Origin of the sequence: Acinetobacter sp. NIOH-H-8 (assembly GCF_046635365.1) — a bacterium.
Classification (GTDB): domain Bacteria; phylum Pseudomonadota; class Gammaproteobacteria; order Pseudomonadales; family Moraxellaceae; genus Acinetobacter.
In genome coordinates, this window is record NZ_JBHDVN010000030.1 from 1 (window position 1) to 26682 (window position 26682).

Sequence of the window (26682 nt, forward strand, 5' to 3'; positions counted from 1 at the left end):
CTGGCGACCATAGCAAGAGTGAACCACCTGATCCCTTCCCGAACTCAGAAGTGAAACCTCTTAGCGCTGATGGTAGTGTGGGGTCTCCCATGTGAGAGTAAGTCATCGCCAGCTCATTATTCCAAAAAGCCCTCTGCTTATGCAGAGGGCTTTTTTTATATTTATATAATCACTTTTCTCTCTTTAACGACTAATTTTTTACAGCTGTATAATCTCTGATCAGCTGTAAAATGTTATACTACTCGTGTAAATATTTTTTATTCTCTGAGTCATATGCAGCAGATTCTCATAAACACATTTGTGTTGATATGGCTCAGTTTGATTTCTCCACAGCTATACGCTGTAACAGAATTAAATTTTGATCATCATCAGTATGTCAAACTCGATGGAGAATGGGATTTCTACCCCAATCAGCTGATTGATCCCACTTCTGGGCAGTGACCATCTCAGTTAACTTCCTCTAATCAGACTCTTGCTGCTGAAAAAGTTCATTTACCTAATTCTTTCCTGACCTTAACAGGTCATAAAGACCATATTGGAACTTTTCAAAAAGCCTTCAGGCTGCCTGAATCAGCCATCAATCATGCGGTTTATGTTTATGTGCCTTATCAGTATGGGGCTTATCGCATGTATGTCGATGATCATCTCCTGATAGAAGTAGGGCAGGTAGGCATACATGGTCAGCATCAGACTATGATGGCGCCAAAGTTGGCTTCTTTCTTTCCCTCACAGCGGGAAGTGACGATTACCATTCAGGCTTCAAGTTATCACCATATCCGTGGCGGGCTGGAAAACAGCATGTTTATTGGCTTTAACCAGCCTATTCTGGATAAGTTTTATGATCAGGTAATTCCTTTAAGTGTGATCAGTGGCGTTCTGCTGATGATTGGCTGCTTTATGGTGTTCTTTGCAGTATTTCGCAGCCTTAAAACGCAAGCAGGTAATTTGCTGCTGTTTCTAGGGTTATTTATTCTGTGCTTGAGCCTACGTAGCTTCTTTGCAGTCCCATTCATTTATACTTTATTCACGAATATTTCCTAGGTATGGGGCACACGATTTGAGTATTTACTGACTGAATTGGCGACTCTGTTCTTCTTGATTTATATCTATTTATTGCCGTATCGACTGTTAAATCCTTATTTATTAAAAATCACAGCTTTGTTAATTAGTATCAATGTGGCTGTGACCCTGTTTACGCTGCCTTATATCTTCCAGAGCTTCTTTTTCCAAAGCTTTAGTATTGCAGTACTAGTTTTTATTAATCTGCTTTATGGCGCTTACCGCATGCACAAATCGCATGTGCGTTATTCCAAGATCAATTCTATTGCGGTGGTGCTGGTCTGCCTGACCTTCCTGCATGACTATTTACTTGCGCTTAAAGTAATTGATTCAGTTGAAATTGCATTTTATACCTCCTGTGCCTATTTTATTTTAATTACCTTTCAGCTCAGCCGTGATTATGCGGTGCAAAGTATTAATACCGAGTTGTTAAACAAGCAGCTTTTGCGCCTGAATAAAGAACTTGATCAGAAGGTTCAGGACCGTACACGTGATATTACTCTGCTTAATGAGAAACTCGCGCAGCAGGTGAGGCTGGATTCGCTGACAGGTGCCTATAATCGCTTTGCCTTAAATGAACAGCTTCAGCAGCAATATGAGCATGCGATCGTAAACCAATCTTCGCTGGCTGTTTACATGATCGATGTCGATTATTTTAAAAACTATAATGACTATTATGGTCATCTCAAAGGTGACTATATTTTAAAAACACTTGTGCAAACCATTCAGCAAATATTACCTGAAAATGGCTTTCTGGCCCGTTATGGGGGTGAGGAATTTGCGGTTTTACTGACAGATATTTCCTGGCAGGAAGCTGAAGCTTTTGCCGAGCAACTTTGTGAGGTCATCCGTAAGCTCAATTTGGAACATGCCAATCGTGGGGATGACAAGTCCTGGATCAGTATCAGTGTTGGGGCAGCGATTATGGATGCTGAACATATCTATAGAAATGTTGACCGTTTACTGAAAACAGCCGATCAGCAGTTGTATCAGGCGAAAATTCTTCGCGATTCAGCCTGTATTAAATAATAAAAAATCCAATCAATACATCAGCTATCTTTATCCGATCAAGTTATATCCGCTTACGATTCCTTTACTTTTTTATTATTTTAACCGCTGTCCGGAATGCTAAATTGGTACTTATCTGAATGAAATTAGCATGAAGAATAACAATGAAACAGACTCAAATAGCAGCAATTTTATTATTAGGCTTGGGTTCCTATAGCCTGACTGCCTGTGCCCAAGACAAGATTTCATCACCGGCAGCTGGGCAATCCTCTGCCAAAACCACACAGCAAGCCTATAAAGTCGAAGAATTTGCGCAGTTGAATGAGCCATGGGCACTCACTGAGCTGCCAGATCAGCGTTTACTGATTACTGAAAGATCTGGAAAATTAAAATTATTTAATCCAGCCAATCGTAGCACTCAAACTGTTCAGGGTATTCCTCAAGTGGCCTATGGTGGACAAGGGGGCTTAGGCGATATCGCACTCCATCCTGACTTTGCCAAGAATCAGTGGGTATATCTCAGTTATGCCGAACAGGGACAGGGTGGTTATGGTGCAGTGGTGGTTCGTGGCAAGCTCGATCTCACTAAGAGCACGCCACAACTTACTCAGATTAAGAAAATCTGGAGTCAGGTACCGAAATTTTCTTCCGGTCAGGGCCATTATGGGCACCGGATTATCTTTGGCTCAGACAATAAACTCTGGATCAGTTCGGGTGAACGTCAGCAATTTAATCCAGCTCAAGACATGAAATCCAATGCCGGCAAGATTATTCGTCTGAATGATGATGGTTCAATCCCTTCCGATAATCCATTTATGAATCAGGGCGAAATTGCCAAGCAGGTCTGGAGTCTGGGACACCGTAATCCTCTCGGTTTGGCATTTGATCCACAAGGGCAGCTTTGGGTGATTGAAATGGGTCCAAAAGGTGGTGATGAGCTGAATAAAGTGATAAAAGGCAAAAATTATGGCTATCCAATCGTCTCCAATGGGGATCATTATGATGGCAAGCCGATTCCAGATCACAGTACCCGACCAGAGTTTGAAGCACCAGCATTAGATTGGACTCCGGTAATTTCTCCTTCAGACTTGCTGTTCTATACTGGCAATAGCTTTCCTCAATGGAAAAATAAAGCCATTGCTACAGGTCTGTCTTCTCAGGCAATGATCGTGATTGATACTACTCAAAGTCCTGTTAAAGAAATACAGCGACTGGATATGAAAGAGCGGATTCGTGGTGCGATTCAGGCCAAAGATGGCTCACTCTGGGTGATTGAAGATAGTTCAAAAGCCAAGTTGCTTAAGATGACCGCCCCTCAGTAAAAAGCTAAATAGTTAATATCAGAATGAAAGAAAAAGGCCCCAACTCCTGTGAGGGCCTTTTCAAATTTAGCTCAGATACCTTTCCTCCGGTATCGATCAGCATCCTGCCGATGTTTTATTCTTGTTTTTGCAAGACTTCCTGTCTTGGTATGCACTCAATATAGCCTGAGTCAGAAAGCTCGAGTAGAGGCATTGACCGCATCTGCTGTAGGCCAGAGGTGACAAGCTCACTTGAAAATATTTATCCGATCAAATCCCAAGTTATCAGGATAACTTTGCGATATGGTAGAGATAGAAGACCTTATTGAAGCTCATCTCTCTATTCAATAAAAAATATTTAAAAGAATTCAATGAAATAATAAAAAGGAGAAGCACATGCCTACCGTTCAAATTGAAGTCTGGCAATAGTATTCCCAGGCTGATGAAGAGCAGTTACTCGACAGCGTATTTCAATGTGTGAAAAATGCCTTTCAACTGCCTGACTATGACCGTAATATCCGGCTGATGGTATATGAAGCCCATCGTTTTCAGTATATGGCTCATCTGGCCCAGCCTGAATATTTTACCTTGATCAGTATTGACTGCTTGGCTGGCCGGAGTCTGGAGACCAAGCGCAAAATGTATCAGCAGATTGTAGAAAGCTTGGGAAAACTGGGAATTCCTTCTGACCATATCCTGATTCATCTGCGGGAAAGTCCATTGGAAAACTGGGGAATCCGCGGTGGGCAAGTGGCTTGTGATGTCAATTTAGGCTTTAATGTAGAGATCTGATTTTTTGAAGAAAAATACCAGATTTTAAATGCAAAAAAGCCCCAACATCCTGTTGAGGCTTTTCTGGATTTGCTTCTCAGATCTGACTCCTGTCTGACCTGTCAACGTCCTGTTACTCTGCGCTTTTTATTGTTGTTGTATCGCTTTGCAGACTTCCTGTCTGTCTATGAATCAAACTATAGCCTTGAACTGAAAGTGAGAATAGCCGACAAATTCTGCGCAGCCTGTAGGCTAAAGCGCACATCGCTGTCGTCTTCAGGCACTGACATACTGGATCAGCTTATCCACGACATCTCTGAGTGTTTTATTGTCGAATTCATTTCCTTCAAAGCTGTAGTCTTTATTGCGACTAAAAATGTCTCGCAGCTCTACAATCGCATTGGTATCCACCATACCGAGCTGAGTGCCGACCTGGCGGATCTGATCAATGGAACGTGAGCCATTAGTGACGCCATAACCTATATAGGCTGCCGGCTTGCCTTGCCATTCCTTGGCCAGATAATCCAGCGCATTTTTTAATGCCGGGCTATAGCCATGGTTATATTCGGGACTGATAAAAATAAATGCATCCGCAAGGGCAATAAAGTCAGCCCATTCCTGCTGTTTCGGCTGATCATAAATACCGGTCAATGGGGGATGAGAACCAGCAAAAAGCGGAAGATCCCATTCTTTTAAGTCGACAAGTTCGGTTTCAAGCGTGCTAAAACCATATTTTTTAATTTCCTGTAGTACCCAATGTGCGACCTTAATTGCTGTACGTCCTTCACGCACACTGCCAACCACAATATAAATTTTCATATCTTTCCCTTTCTTATCGCATGCTCATCAAATTAAATTAATCAGATTTCTGAACAGAGACTAGAGAGGATTTGTATCCAGAAACTAAAAAAGCTCCCGAAGGAGCTCTTTTAAATCATGTGATTAGCCGATATTACATCAGCTTCACGCCTTGCTGGCCAGCTGGAGTAACTTTGAAGATTTCGACTTCAAAGGTGATATTTTTACCTGCAAGCGGATGATTAAAGTCCACTTCGGTAATATCATCATTTACGGATCTTACTACGCCATACAAAGTCGATTTGGCCTTGTCTTCAAACTCGATCATGTGACCTTCGATCGGACGTTCGCCAAATTTCACCGTATCAAATTTTTGGACATTTTCAGGATTCCACGGACCAAAAGCTTCTTCGGGCGGGAGGCTGACGGTACGACGGTCACCAGCACGCAAGCCCATCAAGGCTTTTTCAAAACCTGGTAATAGGTTGCCATCACCAATGGTCAGGCTTACCGGTTCTTCACGGCTACGGGTATTGTCAATTTCTACGCCACTTTCGATCGCGACAGAAAAATGAAGCTCGACTTTAGAGCCGTCTTCAACACGAGTTTCCTCGTTAGGATTAATAAAATCAGTCATGTTGCGCCTGTGCACGTTGAATTCGGTGTTTTTCCAGGAAAAACGTATCAATCAGCAGCAGAATCGTACCTAAAGTAATGGCACTATCCGCAATATTAAAAGCAGGGAAGTGGCTGTTCTGATAATAGACATGAATAAAGTCAACCACATAACCCAAAGAAATGCGATCAATCAGGTTACCAATAGCACCACCCAGAATCAGGGCAACCGCTAATGGTAATACTTTCATGCTCTTTGGCATACGCATCAGCCAGAACACGAAAACCACAGACACTAAGCCTGCAAGAGAAGTAAAGAAATAACGTTGCCAGCCACCGGCATCGGACAAGAAACTAAAGGCAGCGCCATAGTTATGTAACAGTGTCCAATTTAAAAAGGGCAGGACGGGCACCGGATCTGCATATTCCAGATGTGTTACCGCAATCCATTTGGTCCATTGATCTAAAATGATCGCCAGAATAGCCAGTCCGATCCACCACAAATTGTGAGGATAGAACTGAAACAGACCCTTTTTCTGCTGTGGGTTAGGCATATTTTCTCTCTTCACCTTGGCCGCTCGGGAGGTTAATAATACAACGACCGCATAGTCCTGGATGTGAGGCATGTGTATTCACATCAGGAAGCACGTGCCAGCAGCGTACGCATTTCTCGCCATCTGCCGCAGATACTTTCACGCGTAGACCTTCAAGTTCAGCGTCATTGCCTTGAGCAGCATCAAACGGATTCACGATTACCTGAGAAGTGATCAGAACGAAACGCAGCTCATCACCCAGACGGTCTAGAACAGCTTTCAGCTCATCATTGGCCCATAACTCAACTTTGGCAGACAGATTTGAACCCACCAGTTTCTCGTTACGCGCATTTTCAATGTGCTTGTTCACCGCAGATTTCACTGCAATCAGGGTTTGCCAGTCTGCTTCAGATAACAGGTTTGCCTGTGCTGAAACTGGAATATCGTACCATTCAGCAGTAAAGACATATTTCTCGCTTTGACCCGGAATCAATGGCCACGCTTCTTGAGCAGTAAAACTCAGGATTGGCGCCATCCAGCGTACAAAAGCTTGAACCAGATGATACAGTGCAGTTTGCGCAGAATGACGTGCCTGCGAGTCTGCTTTAGTAGTGTACTGACGGTCTTTGATGATGTCTAAGTAGAAACCACCAAGGTCGTTAATGCAGAAATTGGTCAAGGCATTGGTCACGATATGGAAGTTCATATCTTCATATGCTTTCTTGATGGTTTCCTGTACATCATTGGCGCGTTGCAGGATGTATTGATCCAGTGCAATCAGTTGATCTACGGGGAGGGCATCAGTTGCCGGGTTGAAGCCATTCAGGTTTGCCAGCAAGAAACGCAAAGTATTACGGATACGACGGTAACCATCTGATGCACGGTTAAAGATTTCTTTACCTGCGGTCATTTCATAACGGTAATCTGCTGAAGCAATCCAGAAACGCAGGCCATCTGCACCCATGTTCTTGATAATGTCTTGCGGAGTAATGATATTACCCAGCGATTTCGACATCTTACGGCCTTTCTCATCGACCACAAAACCGTGAGTCAGCAGACCTTTATATGGCGCACGTTGATTGATTGCCATAGAGGTCAATAATGAAGACTGGAACCAGCCACGGTGCTGGTCAGAACCTTCAAGATATAAATCAGCCGGATCGGTTAACTCTTCACGGTCACGCAGCACTGCATAGTGAGTTGTACCAGAGTCAAACCATACGTCTAAGGTATCGCGAACTGCGTTGTACTGCTCAGCATCATTACCAATAAAGTCTTTGGCTTCACGGTTATACCAGGCATCAATACCTTCCTGTTCGATCAGTTTAGCCACTTCTTCGATCAGTTCAGGTGTACGCGGGTGCAGTTCATTGGTGTCTTTGTGCACGAAGAATGGGATTGGCACGCCCCAAGTACGTTGACGTGAGATACACCAGTCCGGACGGCCTTCGATCATTGCCTGGATACGGTTTTTACCCCAATCCGGAACGAAGCTGATGTCATTTTCAATGGCATTCAATGCGCCCTGACGCAGACCTTTTTCATCCATGCTGATGAACCATTGTGGGGTCGCACGGAAGATGATTGGAGTTTTATGACGCCAGCAGTGCGGGTAGCTATGCTTGATCGGCTTATGTGCCCATAGCTTGTTAGCTTCGCCAAGTGCCGCAATAATTTGGGGATTGGCCTTGTAGATGTGCTCGCCTGCAAATAGTGGTGAAGTCGGTAAATACACACCATTACCGCCCACTGGATTATCTACTTTCAGGTTATACAGCAGACCAACTTTATAGTCGTCTACACCATGGCCAGGCGCAGTATGGACAGCACCGGTACCGCTGGTCGCGATAACGTGTTCACCCAAAATGACTGGTACTTGACGCTCAGCAATTAAAGGATGTTGCAGTACCAGATTTTCAAGTTTCGCACCGGCAAACTCGGCAATCACTTCAACCGCGTTAAAGCCATAACGCTCAGTCGCAGATTCAACCAGATCTTTGGCCAGGATAAAGTTTTGTGCAGCTTTATCTTCACCACGTGCAACAACAAGCTGGTATTCAATTTCAGCATGCAGGGCAACTGCCTGGTTCGCAGGCAGGGTCCAAGGCGTAGTCGTCCAGATTACGATATCGGTTGAGTCTTTAACTTCAACACCTAAACGTGCAGACAGATCCGCCAGATCAACCACGGTGAAACCCACGTCGATTGCATCTGATTTTTTATCTTCATATTCAACTTCAGCCTCAGCCAGTGCTGAACCACAGTCCAGACACCAGTTCACCGGTTTAAGACCTGGCTGGATATGGCCATTTTTCGCGATTTCACCGAGTGAACGCACGATGTTGGCTTCCTGCTTGAAGTTCATGGTGAGATAAGGATTGCTCCAGTCACCAAACACACCCATACGGATGAAGTCTTTTTTCTGTAGCTCAACCTGGCTCAATGCATATTCGCGGCAAGCTTTACGGAAAGTAGGCGCATCCACTTTAACGCCGACCTTACCGACTTTTTCTTCAACTTTCAGTTCAATTGGAAGACCGTGACAATCCCAGCCTGGTACATACGGCGCATCAAAGCCGTCCATGATGCGGCTTTTAATGATGATGTCTTTAAGTACCTTGTTGACTGCATGACCTAAGTGAATCTGGCCATTGGCATATGGAGGGCCATCATGAAGCACGTATTTTTTCTTGCCAATTCGCGATGCACGAATCTGCTGATAAATGTCATCGGCATACCACTCTTCTAACCATTTCGCTTCACGTACTGCCAGATTTGCTTTCATTGCAAAGTCAGTACCTGGGAGGTTTAGCGTGGCTTTATAATCCACTGCATTTTCAGGAGTTTGCTTATCGCTCATGCAAGTTGTCTTCCAATTTAATCAGTCATTAGACTGACACGTTTTACAATAAAAATACGGGACATTAAAAGGGAAATGTGGGGTGTTTTCGACGAAACTCAAGCAGTTTCTCAACATCATCATCAATTCCGGCCTTTAACGCTTCAAGCGAAGGATAATCTTTTTCGCCATGCAGATAATTCAAGAAGGTTACCCGCATTAACAGGCCATACAGATTAGCAGAAACATCAGGAAAATGTACTTCTAATCGCCATTCCGGATGAGTCTGTTTGATCGCAGGGCGGGTACCCACATGACCAGCACCAAACAGGCTACCCTGATCATAGCCGGCAATACCCGGCTGTTCAGGATTTTCCTGCTGAACCTTGGCGCTGAGTGATTCGGTTTCACAGACGACTTCAACCCCATAAATGCCCTGCAGGCAAGGTTTATGCCGGTTCAACCGGACATTAATGGTCGGGAAATCAATGGTACGGCCAATCTGGTCGCCGTATTGCACCCGGCCGGTAATACTATAAGGACGTCCCAGCAATTTGGCTGCCAGAGCAAGGTCACCCGCTTGCAGGGTCTGACGGATGCGGGTAGAACTGACCCGTTCACCATCCAAGGCAATGGTATGCAGATTGGTGACCTTAAAGCCGTAGTCTCGCAGAAATTCACTATTGCCCTGACGGTTTTTACCAAAGTGAAAATCATCCCCCAAGACTAGATGCGCTGCATTCAATTTATCTTTCAGAATGTCGGCAAAGGCTTCGGCACTCAGGCTTCGGAAATGATGATCAAACTTGGCGACCGCAATATAGTCCACACCCAGTTCGCTTAAATATTCCACTTTTTCGCGCAAAGAAGAAATACGTGGTGGTGCTTCATAACCTTTAAAAAATTCAAGCGGTTGTGGCTCGAAGATCATCACAACAGTTTTTAGTTGCTCAGCTTCTGCAACAGCTTTTAACTGTTTGATCATGGCCTGATGACCCAGATGCACGCCGTCAAAATTACCAATCGTAACGGCGGTTTTTGGCAATTCAGAATGTGACGCTAAAGCATTGAGACGGAGCAGCTGCATAGGCGAAATCAGGGAATTGAAAATAGGAAAGGCTATATATTGCCATAATCTCAACGATTCGTCTTGCTGTTGTGTTTTTATGCAAAAAAATTATTGAAAAATCACGAAACACATCAAGACGAAAGTGTGCCATCCAAGAATCTTCTGCTGTTATTTAAGCATGAGATCTGCAAAACAGAAATCTAAAAACCCGCTTTTCATTGCCTGGATTTTGCTTTCTAATGTCACGGTTTTCTCAGTCTCGGGTAGTTTGCATGTCAGATTCGGCGCTCATTATGGCATTGGCCAGTGAATCCAAAGGTTTGTTCGAAGCAGAAGGTGTGGAAGTCCACTATAGTGGCATCGGCAAGGTCAATGCTGCTTTTAAGGCTTTTGAAGTGATTCAGAAAACTCGCTGTAAAACCCTGATTAATCTCGGCACCGCAGGCAGTTCCCATTTCAAGGCGCATGAACTGGTTGAAGTTAAGCGTTTTGTGCAACGTGATATGGATGTTTCACCACTAGGATTTGAAGTTGGTATTACCCCGATGGATGATCATTTGCCAGGCGCAATTGATCTGGAACCGTTCTTTGCCCATTTACCGAAAGGGATTTGTGGAACAGGGGATAGCTTTGAAACAGGCTTGCCAAAAGTGGCTTGTCAGCTGGTCGATATGGAAGGCTATGCGCTGGCCAAGGTGTGCCGTAAACTGGATGTGCGCCTGATTTCAGTTAAATATATTACTGACGGTGCAGATGATAGTGCTCATTTGGACTGGGAAGAGAATCTGCTGCTAGGTGCGCAGAAATTATTGAATTTATATCAAACGTTAAAATAATAATAAAGGGTGAGAGAAGGGGTCGGCGACCATAAAATTTATGGCCGTATGCCAAATGATTTTTGCGTTGACCTATTTTTCTTGTGTACGCGGAAGTACGCCGTACAGCATCATATGTACAGTATGCTGGATAATCCGTTGTTGCATGCTGCGGTTACGCAAGGTCTTGCCTGTTACCATTTCCATCTGGGTCGCGAAATCTGCATAGTTCTGGGTCACGGCCCAGATATTCAGAATCAGCAGTTCAGGATCGATATCTTTAGAAATTTTGCCTTGTTCCTGCCAGTTTGAAATCACTTTGGCTTTACGCTTGACCAGTTTTTTCAATGGACCTTTTAAGATTTCTAAAATGTGCGGCGCACCCTGAATCACTTCCAGAGCGAATAAGCGTGAAGCTTTAGGCTGGGTACGCGATACTTCAATTTTTTGCATCAAATAATTGGTAATCGCTTCTTCAGGCTCAAGATCAGCTTCTAGCATTTGTAAAGGTGCCAGCCATTTTTGTAGAACGGTCGTTAAAACCTCTACATAGAGCGCCTCTTTATTTTCATAATAATAGAAAATATTCGACTTATGCATTTCTGCAAGTTGTGCGATCTCATCTAAACTCGCCCCATTAAAACCGTATAGGGAAAAAACATCGAGTGCAGCATTCAGCAGCTGGTTGCGTTTTTGAGTACTCTTTTTTTGTTCCATCAGCAAATATTAAAAACAATTAAAAAGGGAATTTTTAATTGTACGTCAAATCATCAGATTTGTGCATCAAGTCAGGCGCTAATTTTATGAATAATGATGATTTATTCTTTAGATTAAAGATATAATTAGTATCGGTTTAAGGCGCAGGAATTAAAAACCAAGCTTTTGAAAAGGTTGATGATTTTTTAAGTACTAATTATTACCTTGAAGCATCATAAAGTTAAAATAAAATTAATGAATGAAGTTGAAATTTTGCCAATTGCTGAATAAATAATCAGTGAGACAGATATTCTCTTGATTCGAAATAAGGAATCCAGAATAAACAGTTATTCCAGATTCCCTCACATTTTAGGTTGCCAGAACGGCATTCAGAACCTGCTGTTCAAGTTCGGCGAATTTCACATTCTTTTGTCGTGGACGTGGCAGATCAACTTTGAACTCTTTGGCAATATAGCCTTTATCCAACAGGATAATCCGGTCTGCCAGTTGTACGGCTTCACTCACGTCATGGGTGACCAGAATCGCGGTAAAGCCCTGTTCAGTCCATAATTTTTCAATTAGGTTCTGCATATCCAGACGGGTCAGGGCATCCAGCGCACCAAGTGGTTCATCTAGTAATAAAATACGCGGCTTATGTGACAAGGCACGTGCAAGAGCTGTACGCTGACGCTGACCACCAGACAGTTGTGAAGGCCAAAGCCCGGCTTTTTCTTTTAAGCCGACTTTCTCTAGCATTTGTGATGCATTGTCATGCTGGTCTTTGGGTAAGCCGAGTTGCACGTTCTGTTCGATGCTGCGCCATGGCAATAAACGCGGATCCTGGAACATCACGCGGATATCATCAGCGGTGATGCCTTCACGGATATGACGTGCGGACTTGAATTTAATTTCGCCATAGCTCTGTTTTTCTAAATCTGCAATCAGACGGAGCAGGGTACTTTTACCACAACCACTACGGCCAACAATCGCCAGAAATTCACCCGGCTGAATATGCAGGTCCAGATCTTCCAGTACCTTCACCGAACCATAGAACTTGTGCAGCTGTTCAATAATGATTTCGGCACCCGCAACGGCATTGGGATTGATGTCGGTTGCAGCAGGCTCCTGCACTGCAGTCGGATCATTGGCAAGACGCCCTAAGCTGAGATCAGTCATCACATGCTCCTCAATATTTTTTCAATTATTTTTGATAGCCAGCATGCCAGCGCAGCAGGAATCGTTCTAAGGCCACGGCTAGGACATCTGCCAGTTTACCGAGCAGGGCATACAGTAAAATACCCACCAGTACGACATCAGTTTGCAGGAATTCACGCGCGTTCATGGTCATATAACCGATACCGGACTGGGCAGAAATCGTTTCAGCCACAATCAGCAGTACCCAGACCAGACCAAGTGAAAAACGTAGGCCGACCAGAATTGAAGGCATTGCCCCTGGCAGGATGATTTCTTTATAAAGCTGCCAGCGAGTCAGGCCATAGCTTTTACCCATTTCAATCAGCTGGGAATCGACTGAACGAATCCCATGATAGGTATTGATGTAGATTGGGAAAAACACACCAATCGCGACCAGAAACAGCTTGGCTGATTCATCAATTCCGAACCAGAGAATCACCAGTGGAATCAAGGCCAAAGCCGGGATATTACGGATCATCTGTAAGGTGGTATCCAGCAGGGTAGAAGCCGTTTTGGATGAACCATTCAGTAGACCCAAAATCAGCCCTAGACCACCACCCACCAATAACCCACTTAGGGCACGACCAGCACTCACTTTGACATGTGTCCATAACTCACCGCTAAGTAGTAAATTCCAGAATGCGATGACTACGGCACTTGGTGCAGGCAAAATACGGCTTTCCAGCAAACCGGTACTTGACGCGATTTGCCAGAGTAGAATTAATCCAACAGGAACTAACCAGGGCAGCAGATGCTGCCCCAGAATTGTTCCACGTGAAACCTGCTTTGGGGTCAGGGTTTCACCTGAAACGACTTTTGACATTAAGCAGACTCCTTAATTTTCTCAGCCTGCTTGTTCTCGTCAGGTGTGTAGTTGTTCGCCACAATCTCACCGAATGGACCAGTCAGGTTTGGCTGAGCCAGTTTTTGCTGAGTTTCAAGCGGAAGTAATGGGAATACCAGTTCCGCAAAACGGATCGATTCTTCCAGATGTGGGTAGCCTGAGAAAATGAAGGTATCAATACCTAGATCAGCATATTCCTGAATACGTGCAGCGACAGTTTCCGGATCGCCGACCAGTGCTGTGCCTGCACCACCACGAACCAGACCTACACCTGCCCACAGGTTTGGAGACACTTCGAGTTTGCTACGGTCGCCATTGTGCAGCTCAGCCATACGACATTGGCCGACAGAGTCCATTTGCTTGAATTTCGCTTGTGCAGCAGCAATAGTGGCATCATCTACATACTGGATGAGCTCGTCTGCTGCTCTCCATGCTTCTTCATTGGTTTCACGCACGATCACATGCAGACGGATACCGTAGCTCAGCTTGCGACCTTTCGCTTCCGCTTTGGCACGCACATTTTCAATTTTTTCTTTCACTGCTGCAGGCGGCTCACCCCAAGTCAGGTAAGTGTCGACCTGATCAGTGGCCAGTTCAACGGCTGCATCTGAAGAACCACCGAACCAGAGTGGTGGATATGGTTTTTGAACTGGTGGATAAAGCAGTTTGGCATCATCTACACTGAGACGTTCGCCATGGAAAGTGAAGCTTTCGCCGGTATGTGAACGGGTCAGAATTTCACGCCAGATTGTCGTATATTCAGCTGCAGTCTTGTAGCGTGTTGCATGATCTTCATAAACGCCGTCACCTTTTAGTTCTTGCTCATCACCACCCGTCACCAGGTTCAGCAATACACGGCCACCAGACAGACGGTCAAAGGTTGCAGCCATACGTGCAGTCAGGGCAGGCGTAGTAACACCTGGACGCAGCGCGACGAGGAATTTCAGTTTTTTAGTGGCATCAATCAGGCTGGCTGCGGTTAACCACGGATCTTCACATGAACGGCCAGTCGGGATTAACACGCCTTCATAACCAAGATTATCGACCGCAACCGCAATCTGCTTCATGTAGGCATGATCGACCTGGCGTGCACCTTTGCTGGTACCTAAGTAGCGGCTGTCGCCATGTGTCGGGATAAACCAGAAAATTTTCATGTCTTTGATCCTTAGATTATTTGCCTGCCCAAACGGCTTGCTGAATATTGATAGATTTCGGAATGATCTTGAGTTCGCTAAAACGGTTTGCGAGTTCCTGCTGATCGGCAATCACTTTCTTGGTAAGCGGTGCCGGACCAGACGGATTCGGACGACGCTGGATAAAGGTCTGGCTGACAATCGGTTTTAGACCGGTACTTTGTGCAAAGATGCTTGCAGTTTCAGCCTTATGGCTTTGTACCCATTTATCCGCAACATTGATCTGCTTGATAATGCCTTTTAAGGCTTGTGGATGATTTTTGATTAAATTTTCTGAAGCCAGGTAAAAGGTATAATTTGGACTTAAGCCCTTGCCTGAAGATAAAACTCTGGCTTTATCTTCTACTTGAGCCGCAGCATAGTACGGATCCCAAATCGCCCAGGCATCAATCGCACCTTTCTGGAAAGCTGCACGCGCATCAGCAGGGCTTAGCCAGACCGGTTGGATATCAGTCCATTGCAGACCCGCTTTGCGTACTGCCTGTACCAGTAAATAATGTGAGCTTGAACCGCGGTGCACGCCAACACGTTTACCTTTGAGCTGGCTTAGCTTGGTAATTTTGGAATTGTGCTGGACCAAAATGGCAGAAGATAAAGGTTTTGCAGTTTCATAAGCAAAATAGTGCAATGGTTTATTGCCTGCCTGAGCGTAGACAGGAGGCGTATCTCCAGTTGCACCTACATCAATAGAACCTACCGCCAATGCTTCTAAAATTTGCGGTCCGCCTGGGAATTCATTCCAGCTGATTTTTGCATTTGGAAATTCCTTTTCCAACAGTTTTTGCTGCTGGGCAATGACCAGGTTCACAGAAGCTTTTTGATAGCCCACACGAAGCTGTTTAACAGAAGGATCTACTGCCCAAGCGGCACTTGAACCCAACATCGCGCAAGCAACTAATGCAGCGTTCATTCCATGACTGGAGGTCTTGAACCATGTGATTGCTTTGTTGTGTAGCTGATGTTGAGTCATGATTAAATCCCCTAAATTGTTCTTTGGTTTACTTCGCGATAATTGCAGATTGAATATTCAGTTTGGCTGGAATCAGTTGCTGGCCATAGAAGGCATCAGCCACCTGTTGTTGTTTTTGTGCCACTTCGGGAGTGAGTGGTTTTACCCCAAAGCCCATGCGTGAAATAGACGTTTTCAAGACATCAAAGGCCAGGCCTGTCGGTTTTTCCAGAAGTTTGGCGGCTTCATCCTGATGAGCAGAGACCCACTCAGTGGTCAGGTTGAGTTCATTCACGACAGCTTCAATAATCTGTGGGTTGGCTTCAGCAAACTTGCGATCTGCCAGATAGAACTGATGATTACTGACGATGTTCTCACCCGTGGCGATGACACGGGCACCAATCTGATGTTCTGCTGCAGCGAAGAACGGATCCCAGATCACCCAGGCATCGACAGCACCGCGTTCGAAAGCGGCACGGGCATCAGAAGGTGGCAGGTAAACTACTTCGATATCGCTGAGTTTCAGATTATTGGCTTCAAGGACTTTGAGTAGTAAGTAATGAACATTTGAGCCTTTATTTAAGGCAACACGTTTGCCTTTCAGATCCTGAACTGACTGGATATTCGAATCTTTTTGTACGATTAGCGCTTCAGCTTTCGGTGCTTCAGGCTGATTGGCCACATAGACCAGATTTGAGTTCGCTGCTTGAGCAAAGATCGGTGGCGCTTCACCGGCTTCACCAAAAGATACGCTGCCGACATTCAAGCCTTCAAGCAACTGAGGACCAGCCGGGAATTCAACCCATTTCACATTCACGCCTTGTTCTTTTAATGACGTTTCTAAGGTGCCACGTTCTTTTAAGATCGGCAGTACGCCATATTTCTGGAAACCAATATTCAGGGTCACGGCTTCCTGTTTTTTGCCACAGCCAGAAAGCATCATCACGCCAGCCACCGCAGCACTAAGGACCGCAGTTTTTGTGAATAATTGAATGTGTGATTGGCGCATGAATCAGAACTCCTGAAAATTTAGAAATGTGAAATGAAGAACTTAGGCATACGCTAAAGCTTTTTACTTTTCTAAAAAAATAACTATTCAGGAATTTCTAATGAAGAAAAAAGATAAATAAAAAAGTGCAAAACTTATGCAGGAAAGTGATTTACACATTAATTTAGGAAGAAAGAATTATTTATATAAGACAATGAAATATAAAATTATTTATTCTAAATAAAGTGGCCAGATATGCTTATTAGAAAATCAGCAATAGGATTTTTATGCTGAATACAGGTTTTATGAATATCGTTATCTAAAATAGAGATATGAGAGCGAATAAAAAGTCACTTTAAAGTGACTTTTTACAGACAATTGAATTGCGCTGATAATTATAAAAAGCCTGTCGGGCATCAGGCAAATCATCTACTGATGCCGGTTCAAAACCCTGTTCCAGAAACCAGTGTGCAGTACGGGTCGTTAAAATAAACAGTTGCTGAATACCCAGACTTTTGGCCTTATCTTCCAGATAATGCAGGATCTGGCTACCGCGGTTGGATTGACGGTAACTTGGATCTACTGCAACGCAGGCGATTTCTGCGGAACGCAGTTCATTGCCCGTAGTCGGAATCGGATACAGGGCAGCACAGGCCAGAATCATGCCGTCACGCTCAATTACCGCGAACTGGTCGATTTCATTTTCCAGACGTTCCCGCGAACGGTAAACCAGAATACCTTCTTCTTCTAAGGGGCGGAGCAAACGGATCAGGCCACCGACATCCTGAATATCGGCCATACGCACTTCTTCATAATGCGCATCGGTGATCATGGTGCCGGAACCATCCCGGGTGAACAGTTCTTCCAGCAAGGCGCCGTCATAGGTATACGAAATCAGATGAACACGATTGACGCCATTTTGGGAAGCTTCCTGAGCGGCCTTGAGCTGGAGCCGAATTTCAATATCCTGTTCATCAGAAAGAATATAGTCATCCAGTTGCTGTGGGGTTACTTCCCGTTTTAACTGGCCCTTACTGTCGAGCAGACCATGCTGTCGACCCAAGATAATCAGTTTATCTGCTTTGAGGCGGGTCGCAGTTTTGGTTGCAACTTCTTCAGCTAGAAGGTTAAAAACTTCGCCTGTCGTTGAATAGCCGGTCGGACCGAGAATCACAATATTATGATTATCCAGATGACGTTGAATCGCATCAGTATCAATCGCCCGAACTTCACCAGTTAACTGAAAATCAACCCCGTCACGGATGCCATAAGGTTTGGCTGTTACAAAATTTCCTGAAACGGCATCGATGCGCGCACCATACATGGGTGAGTTGGCCAGCCCCATCGATAATAGCGCCTCAATCTGTAAACGGATCGATCCTACTGCATTCAGTACACAGCTTAAGGATTCACGAGTTGTGACCCGACGCTGCTGATGGAAAGGGGTCTCGAAGCCACTCGCAGCCAGATTCTGGTTAATCTGCGGACGCGCGCCGTGCACCAGAATCAGCCGGATTCCTAAAGAATTGAGCAGGGCAATATCATGAATGATGTGCTGAAAGTTGTCATGCAATACCGCTTCACCATCAAACATGATCACAAAGGTTTTATTGCGATGAGCATTGATATAAGGCGCAGAATGGCGAAACCAGTGCACATATTGCAAGGTATTGCTCGGTGAGGTTTCTGCTGCAGTCATAGCTGTGCCTATTTCAACATTTAAAGATCTAGCTTTGATTCTAATGAAAAAATACTGAAGTGGAAGTGCAGATATAAAAAAACACCTGAAGCGAGCTTCAGGTGTCTGCTAGAAGGGCAGAAAAGAGAATGATTAGTTGATGATTCGAACAATCTTGTCGTTACGATCGTTGACTAGTACATAGTCACCATTGATTTTGTACCATTGCTGGTTTTTACCGGCTTTCGGCAAACGGCGTGCTTCATAGCCACTGACTTCAAAGCGACGGTTGTCATACTGGTTTGGCAGTTTTTGACCTACGCGCCAGTCACGGCTTGGGTTAACCTCACGGTTGTTATAACGACGGTCATCCCATTTTTTCGCATCTTTATGATCCCAGTGCGGTGCCGGTTTATGCGGTGCATAACGTGGATCATGATGCTGCGGTGCTGCCATTGCAGAAGTAGCAACCAGCGCACTAAGAGATAAGGCAATTGTAGTTAAAACTTTTTTCATGGCTCTCACCTAAAAATCTGTACATGTTTTCGATGAGATTAAATTAGCGAATAAGTGGATAGAAAGCGTGAGGTCAGTTTAGTGGAATTGTTAAATTCATGAAGGAATTTAGGAGATTAGCCAAGCTTAAAAGGAAAGCTCTAACATAAGAAAAAGCCTAAAAAGGCTCATCCTAAAAATCAAAAAGCCCAAACAAGGTTGGGCTTTGCATCAGATTCTGAATCAGTCTCCGATAATCCGGACAATACTGTTATTTTCAGAGTTCACCAGAATGTAGTCATTGTTGACTTTGTACCATTGCTGCCTACGGTCTGGTTTAGGCAGTTTATGATCCTTATATTCGACCTTGTAACCATTACTGCGATAATGCTGCGGCATGACATAACCAGGCTGCCAGCGTAACTGTTGCAGACGCTTAACACCACGTTCTTCACGCATACGGCGTTTATCATATTCGTCTTGGTGATCGTCATGGAACTCACGCGATTTCTTGGCCTGATGATGACTCGGACCCCGTTCCATACGCTGTTCATCATTGAAATGAGGGGCAGCGTTTGCAACATTTGCCAGCATGAATGTACTGCAGGACATCGCCAATGCTACCAGAACCTTTTTCATGTTGAACCCTCATTCAATTGTTCATTTTCTACAGTAACTAATGTACGGAAAAATTGCAGAGAAACTGTGAAGAACTGGCTGAAGTTTTATATCAATTACAGAGAAATTATGAGTATGCCATGATTTTACATAAGCTTAGGATGCACTTCAGTCAGTTGACCAGTTATGCCCAGCCCCATTGGCATTTCAGCAAAACCGGCCTCAAGATGCAAGCGCAATGTCCTGAATTGTGTATCAAAACCGTCTCAAATTAGTGGAAAAATATTCTTTTTAAGCGCCAGATCTTGATTCGGTCATTGCAATTTTTCAATTCCACTGTTCCGTTAAACCCTGTAAGGACTGAATGGCTTCAGCCACAGACTCTGCCTCGACTGCATCTTCTAAAGCCAAAATGAGGGCAGTTGATAACTGCAAGTTTTCAATACGACGAATAGTTTCAGTTTTACGTTTTTGGTCGGCCATTAAATTTTCCTTCGCTTTGATTTAACTTGAAAAGCATTATAAAAATTTTATATTAATTTGGAAAACCGAATAATTTTATATTATTGATTCATTAAAACGATTTATGTCTGTTTTTCAAAGAATTTAAGGATAAAAAAAGAGCATCATCCGTAAATGTGCTCTTTCGGGATCTAATGAACGATCTTAATAGGCATAGTTCAGATCAGTATAGTCACTTAGGGATTTCTGTACATGTGCCTGAATAAAAGTACGCACATCTTCTGCTGTCATTGCTTTGCCCTGATTGCTGATCACATGTTCAATTTCAGGCTGACCTTCGATCTTGATGCGATAGACAAAGTGTTTCGCCACCTGATAACGATCATCTAGTTTTTCGATACCCGTCACATAATGATAGGAATGTTCAAAATTTAGATCGGTATGAGAAAAGACAAACTGATCAAATAGTTTCAGTTTTTGACCATTTTCGAGTGCCTGAATGTCATCGACAATGCTGGCATCAAACTTCATGCCGTATTTTTCAGAGATCGGCTGCTGATCGACCAGCAGAGAGACCATGCCATCTTCCAAAGTCGTCACGGTGATGTTGTTTAAGTCAGTCATGTTGCACTCAAATAAAAATCTGTTGGCGCTAGTATAGGGGAATTTGCAGCGAACTGAATAAAGACAGTATTGTAGAAATAAGAAAGGTCTGGCTGATTCAGTCTGAAATCTGAATGAATTGGGCAGAAGAATAAGCCAGCTTTCAAATGGGTCTTATCTTTATAGAGTTTAAAAAAAAACAAAAAGCCAATGCGGACATTGGCTTTTAAATAGGTGTCAATTAAAGATTAGTCCTGCGCATCAATACTTTGACCGTTCATATGCAAGCTATCTTCACCCATCAGGTACAGATAGGCTGGCATGATGGAATCCGGTGTCGGTAAGGTTTTCGGATCTTCATTCGAATAAGCCTTGGCACGCATTGCCGTACGTGTAGCGCCTGGATTGATACAGTTAAAACGGATATTCGAATTGACCCGTTCTTTGGCAAATAACTGGCTCACTGCTTCAATGGCAATTTTTGAAACTGAATAAGCGCCCCAGCATTCCCGGGCTTCACGACCTACGCCGGAACTGGCAAAGACCACAGAAGCATGTTTGGATTTTTCCAGCAGGGATAAAAGGGCTTGGGTAATCACAAAAGGCGCACGAAGGTTAACCGCCATGACATCATCCCAGACATTAACCGGATAATCTGCCAGTGGCACTCGCTCGCCTAAAATACCGGCATTATGCAAAATCCCGTCCAGACGGCCAAACTGACGATCGAGCGTGTCGAGCAATAATTCATAATCACGTTCAGAGGCGCTAGATAACTGCAATGGGAGAATGGCAGGTTGCGGCGCCCCCAAGCTTTCAATCTCGTCATAAATGACTTCAAGCTTGTTTAAGGTACGCCCATGCAGAACTACAGTCGCCCCATGCAGGGCATAGCTGATTGCTGCTGCACGACCAATGCCATCGCCCGCACCCGTGATCAGGATGATACGATCTTTTAACAGATCGGGGCGAGGTTGATATTCTGAATACTTCATTACTACCTCCTCATTATTATTGTTAAGTGTCTTCAGTAGTTTCAGGAATCAAGACAGGACACTTGGCTCGCTCAAGACCAGTTTCTGAATATGCTGATGTAACTCATTCACTGTATTCACTATATAGTCGGCTTGCCAGGCTGTTAAGTCATCTTTGTATTGCAGTGGTAAATAACCGTATGCTGCCAGTATGGTATACATCTTGGCATTGCGGCCTGCATCAATATCACGTGGATGGTCCCCGACATAGATGCAGTCTTCTGCAGCCAGCTGTAACTGCTCGGCAGCCAGATACATTGGCTCCGGATCTGGCTTGGTTCGGGTCACATCTTCCGGACAGACCAGTACGGCACAGCGCTCGGTCAGGTTTAAAGCTTTGAGTAAGGCTTCGCTCAACCAGCGCGGTTTATTGGTTACGATTCCCCAAGGGATATCATTTTCCTCTAACTCTTCAAGTAAAGGATACATTCCGCTGAACAGGTCTGTATCCACAGCAATATCTGCACCATACATATCCAGAAAACGCTGGCGATGATTCAAAAACACTGGATCTTCCAGTTGCAATTCCGGATAGACCAATTTGACCATAGCGCGGGCACCTTCTGAAACCTGGGTACGGATCAGATCAGCTTCTACCACGTCACGGCCGGCTTCACGGCACATATGCTGGATAATCCGGATAAAGTCAGCCGCGGTATCAATTAAAGTACCATCCAGGTCGAATAGAACCGCCTTCATTGGGCGGCCTCTTGCGTGTTTTCTTTAACGGTGTACACCATATAGTTTACATCGACATTCGGTGCCAGCCAGTAACGCTTGGTCAGCGGGTTATAATGCAGGCCAGTCATATCTTTCAGTTTTAAACCGGCATTACGGATGTCGTGCGCCAGTTCAGACGGCTTGATGAATTTGCTGTAATCATGTGTACCTTTGGCCAGCATACGCAGGATATATTCTGCGCCAATGATCGCGAACAGATAAGATTTTGGATTACGGTTAATGGTCGAGAAGAAGACATGGCCACCAGGTTTGGCCAGTTTATAACAGGCCTGAATAATAGAGGCTGGATCAGGTACATGTTCCAGCATTTCCATACAGGTAACCACATCGTATTGACCGGCTTGCTCTTCTGCCAGCTGTTCTACCGGAATCTGACGGTATTCAATATTGCTAACATCTTCCTGCTCGGCATGGATGCGGGCCACATTCAGTGGCGCTTCGCCCATATCAATGCCCAGCACCTGAGCACCACGGCGCGCCATGCTTTCTGACAGGATGCCCCCGCCACAGCCCACATCCAGCACTTTCTTGCCGCTCAAGCCACCAGCATGTTCATCAATCCAGTTGAGACGCAGGGGATTGATCATATGCAATGGGCGGAACTCGGAATGCTGATCCCACCATATAGCTGCAAATGCTTCAAACTTGGCAATTTCTTGTGGATCAACATTCAATTGCGACATCGGTGTTACCTCAATCAGTCGTGATTATTTAAAATTTAAGTTCGCCCAGAGGCGGTATAAACAGATTTAACTTCTTGTAAGTCAGTACACTTGTTTAGTGTAGCGATTCTGGAAAAAAAAGCGATAAAAGCTGTAAAAAAGTTCACAGAATAAAAACGAAACCGGCATAATTACTTTATAGTGAAGCCATAAATTAGACATAATGATTTAGAGGACGATAATCCCAATGAAAAAATTTATTTTAGGCACTGTAGCCGCATCTGTTTTGGCATTTTCTGGCAGTGCAATGGCCGCCAACTTTGTAGCAGGTCAAGACTATCAAGTCCTGGCGAATCCAGTAAAAGTTGAAAAGCCGGGGAAAATTGAAGTCCGTGAATTCTTCTGGTATGGCTGTGGTCACTGCTATTCTCTTGAACCACACATGCAAAGCTGGTTAAAAAAATTGCCTAAAGATGTACGTTTCGTGCGTACCCCAGCCGCGATGAATCCACTATGGGAACAGGCAGCTCGTGCGTATTATGTGTCTGAAGCTCTAGGTGTTCGTCAAAAAGCACATTTGCAGCTATTCCATGATATTCATGCGAAGAAACAGCCAATTCTGGAACAGGCTCAATTGGCTAAGTTCTATACCCGTTATGGTATTTCTGAAGCGAAATTTAATACCACTTATAAATCATTCCCGATTTCTTCAAAAATCGCACAGGCCAAAAATCTGGCTGCGACTTATCAGTTAAGCGGCGTACCAGCGGTAACCGTAAATGGTAAGTATGTGGTTCAGGGCGATGATGCCAAAGTGGTTCAAGTGGTAAATTATCTGGTTGAAAAAGAGCGTAAAGCTAAATAACACCAGATCTGCATGAATCTAAAAACCCGCTGTTATATGCGGGTTTTTTATGTCAGGATAAAATTGAACTGCGAAATAGATTTCACTCAGATGAGATCTCAGGCTTGAGATAAAATTCCACGAAATAACAGTTCTAACTGCTTTAGGCTTTGCGCTTTGAAGTCATTTATCCGAGTTTGCCGCAGTGCAGGATCAGGCTGTGCCTGAAGCTGAATCCAGCCCATAGCCCAGTTTAATGCGAGAGGAACTAAGATCTGTGCCAGTGCGGTTAATTCGGCTGGAGAAGGAGATTGCTGGACGGCTGGAATCTGTTCCAGGGTATGCCTTAAATCTTGGGTCAGATAATGAATTTCCCGCTCAATCCCTTGTCTGAGAATGTTGGAACCGCCCCAACGTTCGGCACTGACAAATGTCCAGGCTTCGGGATGGGCATCGACTGCTTGAAAAAACAGTTCGATTTTGGCTGAAAGCTCATCCAGAGAAAAATCTGCAGGTCCCAACTGACTCAGCACACCTTTGAGATGAATTGACACCTGATCCAGAAGTTCCAGCCCCAACTGATCCATATTCTGAAAGTGTCGATAAAACGCAGCAGGCACCAGCCCGACTTCATGAGTGATTTCGCGCAGGCTGATGCTGCTAAATGCATAGCCACGGCTGCTCAATGCCAAGGTAGCATCGAGGAGGGCCTGGCGGCTTTGGTGCTTGCGTTCTTCACGTAAAGACATAGGGATTTTCCTTCGGCAGATTTGCAGTTTAGCAAAAAAACATCTGTCCATCGCAGTAGCGCAGATGGACTGAAAAATCTATACAAGCAAAGCGTGTCCAGTGATTTTGTAAATGATCTGTCCTCTGTTCCAATCTTGGCGGAGGCTTCTGTTATACTGAGCCGCAATTATTTTTAGTCAACAGCAGGACCTATTATGCGTATCGACCAACGAGCATTAGATCAATTACGTGAAGTGAAAATTACCCGTAACTATACACGTTATGCGGAAGGTTCCGTATTGGTTGAATTTGGTCATACCAAAGTGCTGTGTACTGCCAGTGTGGACAGCTCTGTACCACGTTTCCTGAAAGGTCAGGGTCAAGGCTGGGTAACAGCAGAATACGGCATGCTGCCACGTTCAACACATACCCGTAGTGATCGTGAAGCTGCTCGCGGCAAACAAAGTGGTCGTACTCAGGAAATCCAGCGTCTGATCGGTCGTAGCCTACGTTCAATGGTCGACCTGAAAAAACTTGGTGAAAATACCATTACCATTGACTGTGACGTGATCCAGGCAGATGGTGGTACCCGTACTGCATCAATTACGGGTGCAGCCGTAGCATTGATTGATGCCATGAACGTATTGCTTGAGAAAAAGAAAATTAAACAGGACCCACTTAAAGGTCTGGTAGCAGCCATTTCTGTAGGTATTTTTAAAGATGAAGTCTTGCTGGATCTTTGCTATGAAGAAGATTCAAACTGTCAGACTGACTTGAATGTCGTGATGACTCAGGCAGGTGAATTTATTGAAATCCAAGGTACTGCTGAAGATAAGCCATTTACCCGTGAGCAATGCAATGACATGCTGGCCATGGCTGAAAAAGGGATTCAGGAACTGATCAAGAAACAGCAAGAAGCTTTGGGCTGGTAAGCTTTTCAAGTTGTAAAAAACGCATCTTCGGATGCGTTTTTTATTGTACCTACACATTGCCTGACAAAAAATGAACAGGATCTGTCTACTGTGTAACCCTTGTTTTAAGCGATGATCTTTTAACCAAATCTCATTCAGAGGGGTATAACATGAAAATATGGTTGATGGCATTTTCAGTATTTGCTGTACTGGGTTTAACTGCCTGCGATTCGAATTCTCGTGATGAAAACCGCGATGGTGCAAATATGGAACGAGGAAGTGATACCAATTAACAGAGTAGAGGCCATTCAACCTCTATGATTTATATCCTTGAGAATAAGAAAAAGGGTGCTGTGGCACCCTTTTTTAATAATAAGACTTTAACCATTAAAACGCATCGACAGGTCAATGGCTTTGACATCTTTGGTCAGTACGCCCATCGAAATATAATCTACGCCTGTACTCGCCACTTCACGTAAGTTATCAATGGTGATATTGCCTGAAGCTTCCAGTTTACAGCGACCAGCCACATGTTTAACGGCATCAATCATTTGCTGCTGACTGAAATTATCCAGCATCACGATATCAGCCTCGGCTTCTAGGGCCTGATTCAGTTCATCCCAGGTTTCAACTTCCACTTCAACTGGTTTACCCGGTGCAATCTGGTGGGCCATGGCAATCGCCTGGCGAATGCCGCCGGCTGCCATAATATGATTTTCTTTAATCAAAAAGGCATCGAATAGGCCCAGACGGTGATTCTGACCACCACCGACAGCAACAGCATATTTTTGGGCAATACGTAAGCCTGGCAGCGTTTTACGGGTATCTAAGAGCTTGGTATGCAGACCGTCCAACTCTTTGACATAGGTTGCTGTTTTGGTCGCAACTGCAGACAGCGTCTGTACAAAGTTCAGGGCAGGGCGTTCTACAGTCAGTAGGCTACGTGCAGAACCGGCCAGTTTTAGAAAAGCTTCATTGGCAGCGACATGATCGCCGTCATTTTTTAGCCAGATCACTTCTACACTCGGATCATAGGCCTGAATCAGGGCATTGACCCAAGGCTGACCCGCAAGAACCATTGCTTCACGGCTAATAATCGTGGCAGTCGCCTGTTCATCTTCAGGAGTCAGCAGGGCAGTAATGTCACCATCGCCAATATCTTCGGAGAGTGCTTGTTGAATATTGATCTGAATCGACTGTTCTAGCAAAGCCTGAGATATGCTCATGAGTATT

At 44.5% G+C, this 26682-nt stretch carries 29 protein-coding genes and 1 rRNA gene; 9 read left to right on the forward strand and 21 right to left on the reverse strand.

What is annotated here, in order from left to right:
• The 5 genes from rrf to ACEWB7_RS11645 all read left to right on the forward strand — a co-directional run.
• Positions 1-114, forward strand: a 5S ribosomal RNA gene (rrf, locus tag ACEWB7_RS11625); the annotation flags it as partial.
• Between the two features lie 486 nt (positions 115-600).
• On the forward strand, positions 601-1041 hold the full coding sequence (locus ACEWB7_RS11630) for a hypothetical protein (RefSeq protein WP_180002550.1): 441 nt from the start codon (positions 601-603) through the stop codon (positions 1039-1041).
• Positions 1042-1077: 36 nt separating this feature from the next.
• Positions 1078-2088 (forward strand): GGDEF domain-containing protein, encoded by a 1011-nt coding sequence (locus tag ACEWB7_RS11635; RefSeq protein WP_411580796.1) that lies wholly within the window; start codon positions 1078-1080, stop codon positions 2086-2088.
• Between the two features lie 143 nt (positions 2089-2231).
• Positions 2232-3389 carry a PQQ-dependent sugar dehydrogenase gene (locus ACEWB7_RS11640; protein WP_411580797.1) on the forward strand — a complete coding sequence of 386 codons (1158 nt, stop codon included), beginning with the start codon at positions 2232-2234 and terminating at the stop codon, positions 3387-3389.
• A gap of 456 nt (positions 3390-3845) precedes the next feature.
• On the forward strand, positions 3846-4160 hold the full coding sequence (locus tag ACEWB7_RS11645) for a tautomerase family protein (RefSeq protein WP_312536726.1): 315 nt from the start codon (positions 3846-3848) through the stop codon (positions 4158-4160).
• A 255-nt stretch (positions 4161-4415) separates the two neighbouring features.
• Here ACEWB7_RS11645 and ACEWB7_RS11650 read toward each other — a convergent pair whose 3' ends face one another.
• From ACEWB7_RS11650 to ribF, 5 genes are all read right to left on the reverse strand, one after another.
• Positions 4416-4958 carry an NADPH-dependent FMN reductase gene (locus ACEWB7_RS11650; protein ID WP_005232867.1) on the reverse strand — a complete coding sequence of 181 codons (543 nt, stop codon included), beginning with the start codon at positions 4956-4958 and terminating at the stop codon, positions 4416-4418.
• A gap of 133 nt (positions 4959-5091) precedes the next feature.
• On the reverse strand, positions 5092-5574 hold the full coding sequence (locus tag ACEWB7_RS11655) for a peptidylprolyl isomerase (protein ID WP_125278879.1): 483 nt from the start codon (positions 5572-5574) through the stop codon (positions 5092-5094).
• Positions 5567-6106, reverse strand: a complete 540-nt coding sequence (gene lspA / locus ACEWB7_RS11660) for a signal peptidase II (RefSeq protein ID WP_004781354.1) — start codon at positions 6104-6106, stop codon at positions 5567-5569. Before lspA ends, ACEWB7_RS11655 begins: the two co-directional genes overlap by 8 nt.
• Positions 6099-8945 (reverse strand): isoleucine--tRNA ligase, encoded by a 2847-nt coding sequence (gene ileS / locus ACEWB7_RS11665; RefSeq protein WP_411580798.1) that lies wholly within the window; start codon positions 8943-8945, stop codon positions 6099-6101. The genes lspA and ileS overlap by 8 nt, the downstream gene beginning before the upstream one ends.
• A 64-nt stretch (positions 8946-9009) precedes the next feature.
• Positions 9010-10011 (reverse strand): bifunctional riboflavin kinase/FAD synthetase, encoded by a 1002-nt coding sequence (gene ribF, locus ACEWB7_RS11670; RefSeq protein WP_175966547.1) that lies wholly within the window; start codon positions 10009-10011, stop codon positions 9010-9012.
• A gap of 254 nt (positions 10012-10265) precedes the next feature.
• Between ribF and ACEWB7_RS11675 the strand changes: the two genes are divergently transcribed.
• A complete protein-coding gene (locus tag ACEWB7_RS11675; protein ID WP_175966548.1) occupies positions 10266-10829 on the forward strand; it encodes a 5'-nucleosidase in 564 nt (187 codons plus the stop codon).
• A 72-nt stretch (positions 10830-10901) separates the two neighbouring features.
• Here the strand turns inward: ACEWB7_RS11675 and ACEWB7_RS11680 are convergent, their stop codons facing one another.
• The 14 genes from ACEWB7_RS11680 to ubiG form a co-directional block, all read right to left on the reverse strand.
• Positions 10902-11525, reverse strand: a complete 624-nt coding sequence (locus ACEWB7_RS11680; RefSeq protein ID WP_262738008.1) for a TetR/AcrR family transcriptional regulator — start codon at positions 11523-11525, stop codon at positions 10902-10904.
• A gap of 348 nt (positions 11526-11873) precedes the next feature.
• Entirely contained in the window at positions 11874-12680 is an 807-nt protein-coding gene (locus ACEWB7_RS11685) for an ABC transporter ATP-binding protein (protein ID WP_125278874.1), read from the reverse strand.
• Positions 12681-12705: 25 nt separating this feature from the next.
• Positions 12706-13521 carry an aliphatic sulfonate ABC transporter permease SsuC gene (gene ssuC / locus ACEWB7_RS11690; protein WP_313660039.1) on the reverse strand — a complete coding sequence of 272 codons (816 nt, stop codon included), beginning with the start codon at positions 13519-13521 and terminating at the stop codon, positions 12706-12708.
• Positions 13521-14696: an FMNH2-dependent alkanesulfonate monooxygenase gene (ssuD, locus tag ACEWB7_RS11695; RefSeq protein ID WP_411580802.1), complete on the reverse strand. Its 1176-nt coding sequence runs from the start codon at positions 14694-14696 to the stop codon at positions 13521-13523. The genes ssuC and ssuD overlap by 1 nt, the downstream gene beginning before the upstream one ends.
• Positions 14697-14712: 16 nt before the next feature.
• A complete protein-coding gene (locus ACEWB7_RS11700; protein ID WP_409516594.1) occupies positions 14713-15705 on the reverse strand; it encodes a sulfonate ABC transporter substrate-binding protein in 993 nt (330 codons plus the stop codon).
• Between the two features lie 28 nt (positions 15706-15733).
• On the reverse strand, positions 15734-16693 hold the full coding sequence (locus tag ACEWB7_RS11705; protein WP_180025298.1) for a sulfonate ABC transporter substrate-binding protein: 960 nt from the start codon (positions 16691-16693) through the stop codon (positions 15734-15736).
• Positions 16694-17027: 334 nt separating this feature from the next.
• Positions 17028-18371 carry an amino-acid N-acetyltransferase gene (argA, locus tag ACEWB7_RS11710; protein ID WP_313660037.1) on the reverse strand — a complete coding sequence of 448 codons (1344 nt, stop codon included), beginning with the start codon at positions 18369-18371 and terminating at the stop codon, positions 17028-17030.
• 132 nt (positions 18372-18503) lie between these two features.
• Positions 18504-18866 carry an RcnB family protein gene (locus ACEWB7_RS11715; protein ID WP_312309057.1) on the reverse strand — a complete coding sequence of 121 codons (363 nt, stop codon included), beginning with the start codon at positions 18864-18866 and terminating at the stop codon, positions 18504-18506.
• A 222-nt stretch (positions 18867-19088) separates the two neighbouring features.
• Positions 19089-19484, reverse strand: a complete 396-nt coding sequence (locus ACEWB7_RS11720; protein WP_312309054.1) for an RcnB family protein — start codon at positions 19482-19484, stop codon at positions 19089-19091.
• A gap of 306 nt (positions 19485-19790) precedes the next feature.
• A complete protein-coding gene (locus ACEWB7_RS11725) occupies positions 19791-19946 on the reverse strand; it encodes a hypothetical protein (protein ID WP_004781372.1) in 156 nt (51 codons plus the stop codon).
• Positions 19947-20129: 183 nt separating this feature from the next.
• Complete coding sequence (locus ACEWB7_RS11730) at positions 20130-20549, reverse strand: hypothetical protein (protein WP_004781373.1); 420 nt, start codon at positions 20547-20549, stop codon at positions 20130-20132.
• 227 nt (positions 20550-20776) lie between these two features.
• The gene (locus ACEWB7_RS11735) at positions 20777-21523 is read right to left on the reverse strand and encodes a YciK family oxidoreductase (RefSeq protein WP_411580806.1); all 747 of its coding nucleotides are present in this window, start codon (positions 21521-21523) and stop codon (positions 20777-20779) included.
• A gap of 48 nt (positions 21524-21571) precedes the next feature.
• Positions 21572-22261 (reverse strand): HAD family hydrolase, encoded by a 690-nt coding sequence (locus ACEWB7_RS11740; protein WP_180025296.1) that lies wholly within the window; start codon positions 22259-22261, stop codon positions 21572-21574.
• Positions 22258-22986: a bifunctional 2-polyprenyl-6-hydroxyphenol methylase/3-demethylubiquinol 3-O-methyltransferase UbiG gene (gene ubiG / locus ACEWB7_RS11745; protein WP_159124177.1), complete on the reverse strand. Its 729-nt coding sequence runs from the start codon at positions 22984-22986 to the stop codon at positions 22258-22260. Before ubiG ends, ACEWB7_RS11740 begins: the two co-directional genes overlap by 4 nt.
• 226 nt (positions 22987-23212) lie before the next feature.
• Between ubiG and ACEWB7_RS11750 the strand changes: the two genes are divergently transcribed.
• Positions 23213-23830 (forward strand): thiol:disulfide interchange protein DsbA/DsbL, encoded by a 618-nt coding sequence (locus ACEWB7_RS11750; protein WP_004781380.1) that lies wholly within the window; start codon positions 23213-23215, stop codon positions 23828-23830.
• 98 nt (positions 23831-23928) lie between these two features.
• Here ACEWB7_RS11750 and ACEWB7_RS11755 read toward each other — a convergent pair whose 3' ends face one another.
• Positions 23929-24558 (reverse strand): TetR family transcriptional regulator, encoded by a 630-nt coding sequence (locus ACEWB7_RS11755; protein WP_034704013.1) that lies wholly within the window; start codon positions 24556-24558, stop codon positions 23929-23931.
• A 195-nt stretch (positions 24559-24753) separates the two neighbouring features.
• Here ACEWB7_RS11755 and rph point away from each other — a divergent pair, with 195 nt between their 5' ends.
• Both rph and ACEWB7_RS11765 read left to right on the forward strand, forming a co-directional pair.
• The gene (gene rph / locus ACEWB7_RS11760) at positions 24754-25470 is read left to right on the forward strand and encodes a ribonuclease PH (protein ID WP_004781384.1); all 717 of its coding nucleotides are present in this window, start codon (positions 24754-24756) and stop codon (positions 25468-25470) included.
• 149 nt (positions 25471-25619) lie between these two features.
• Positions 25620-25742, forward strand: coding sequence for a hypothetical protein (locus tag ACEWB7_RS11765; protein ID WP_005232802.1), 123 nt, complete (start codon positions 25620-25622; stop codon positions 25740-25742).
• Positions 25743-25829: 87 nt separating this feature from the next.
• Here ACEWB7_RS11765 and nadC read toward each other — a convergent pair whose 3' ends face one another.
• Positions 25830-26675: a carboxylating nicotinate-nucleotide diphosphorylase gene (gene nadC / locus ACEWB7_RS11770; protein ID WP_034704010.1), complete on the reverse strand. Its 846-nt coding sequence runs from the start codon at positions 26673-26675 to the stop codon at positions 25830-25832.
• Positions 26676-26682: the final 7 nt, after the last annotated feature.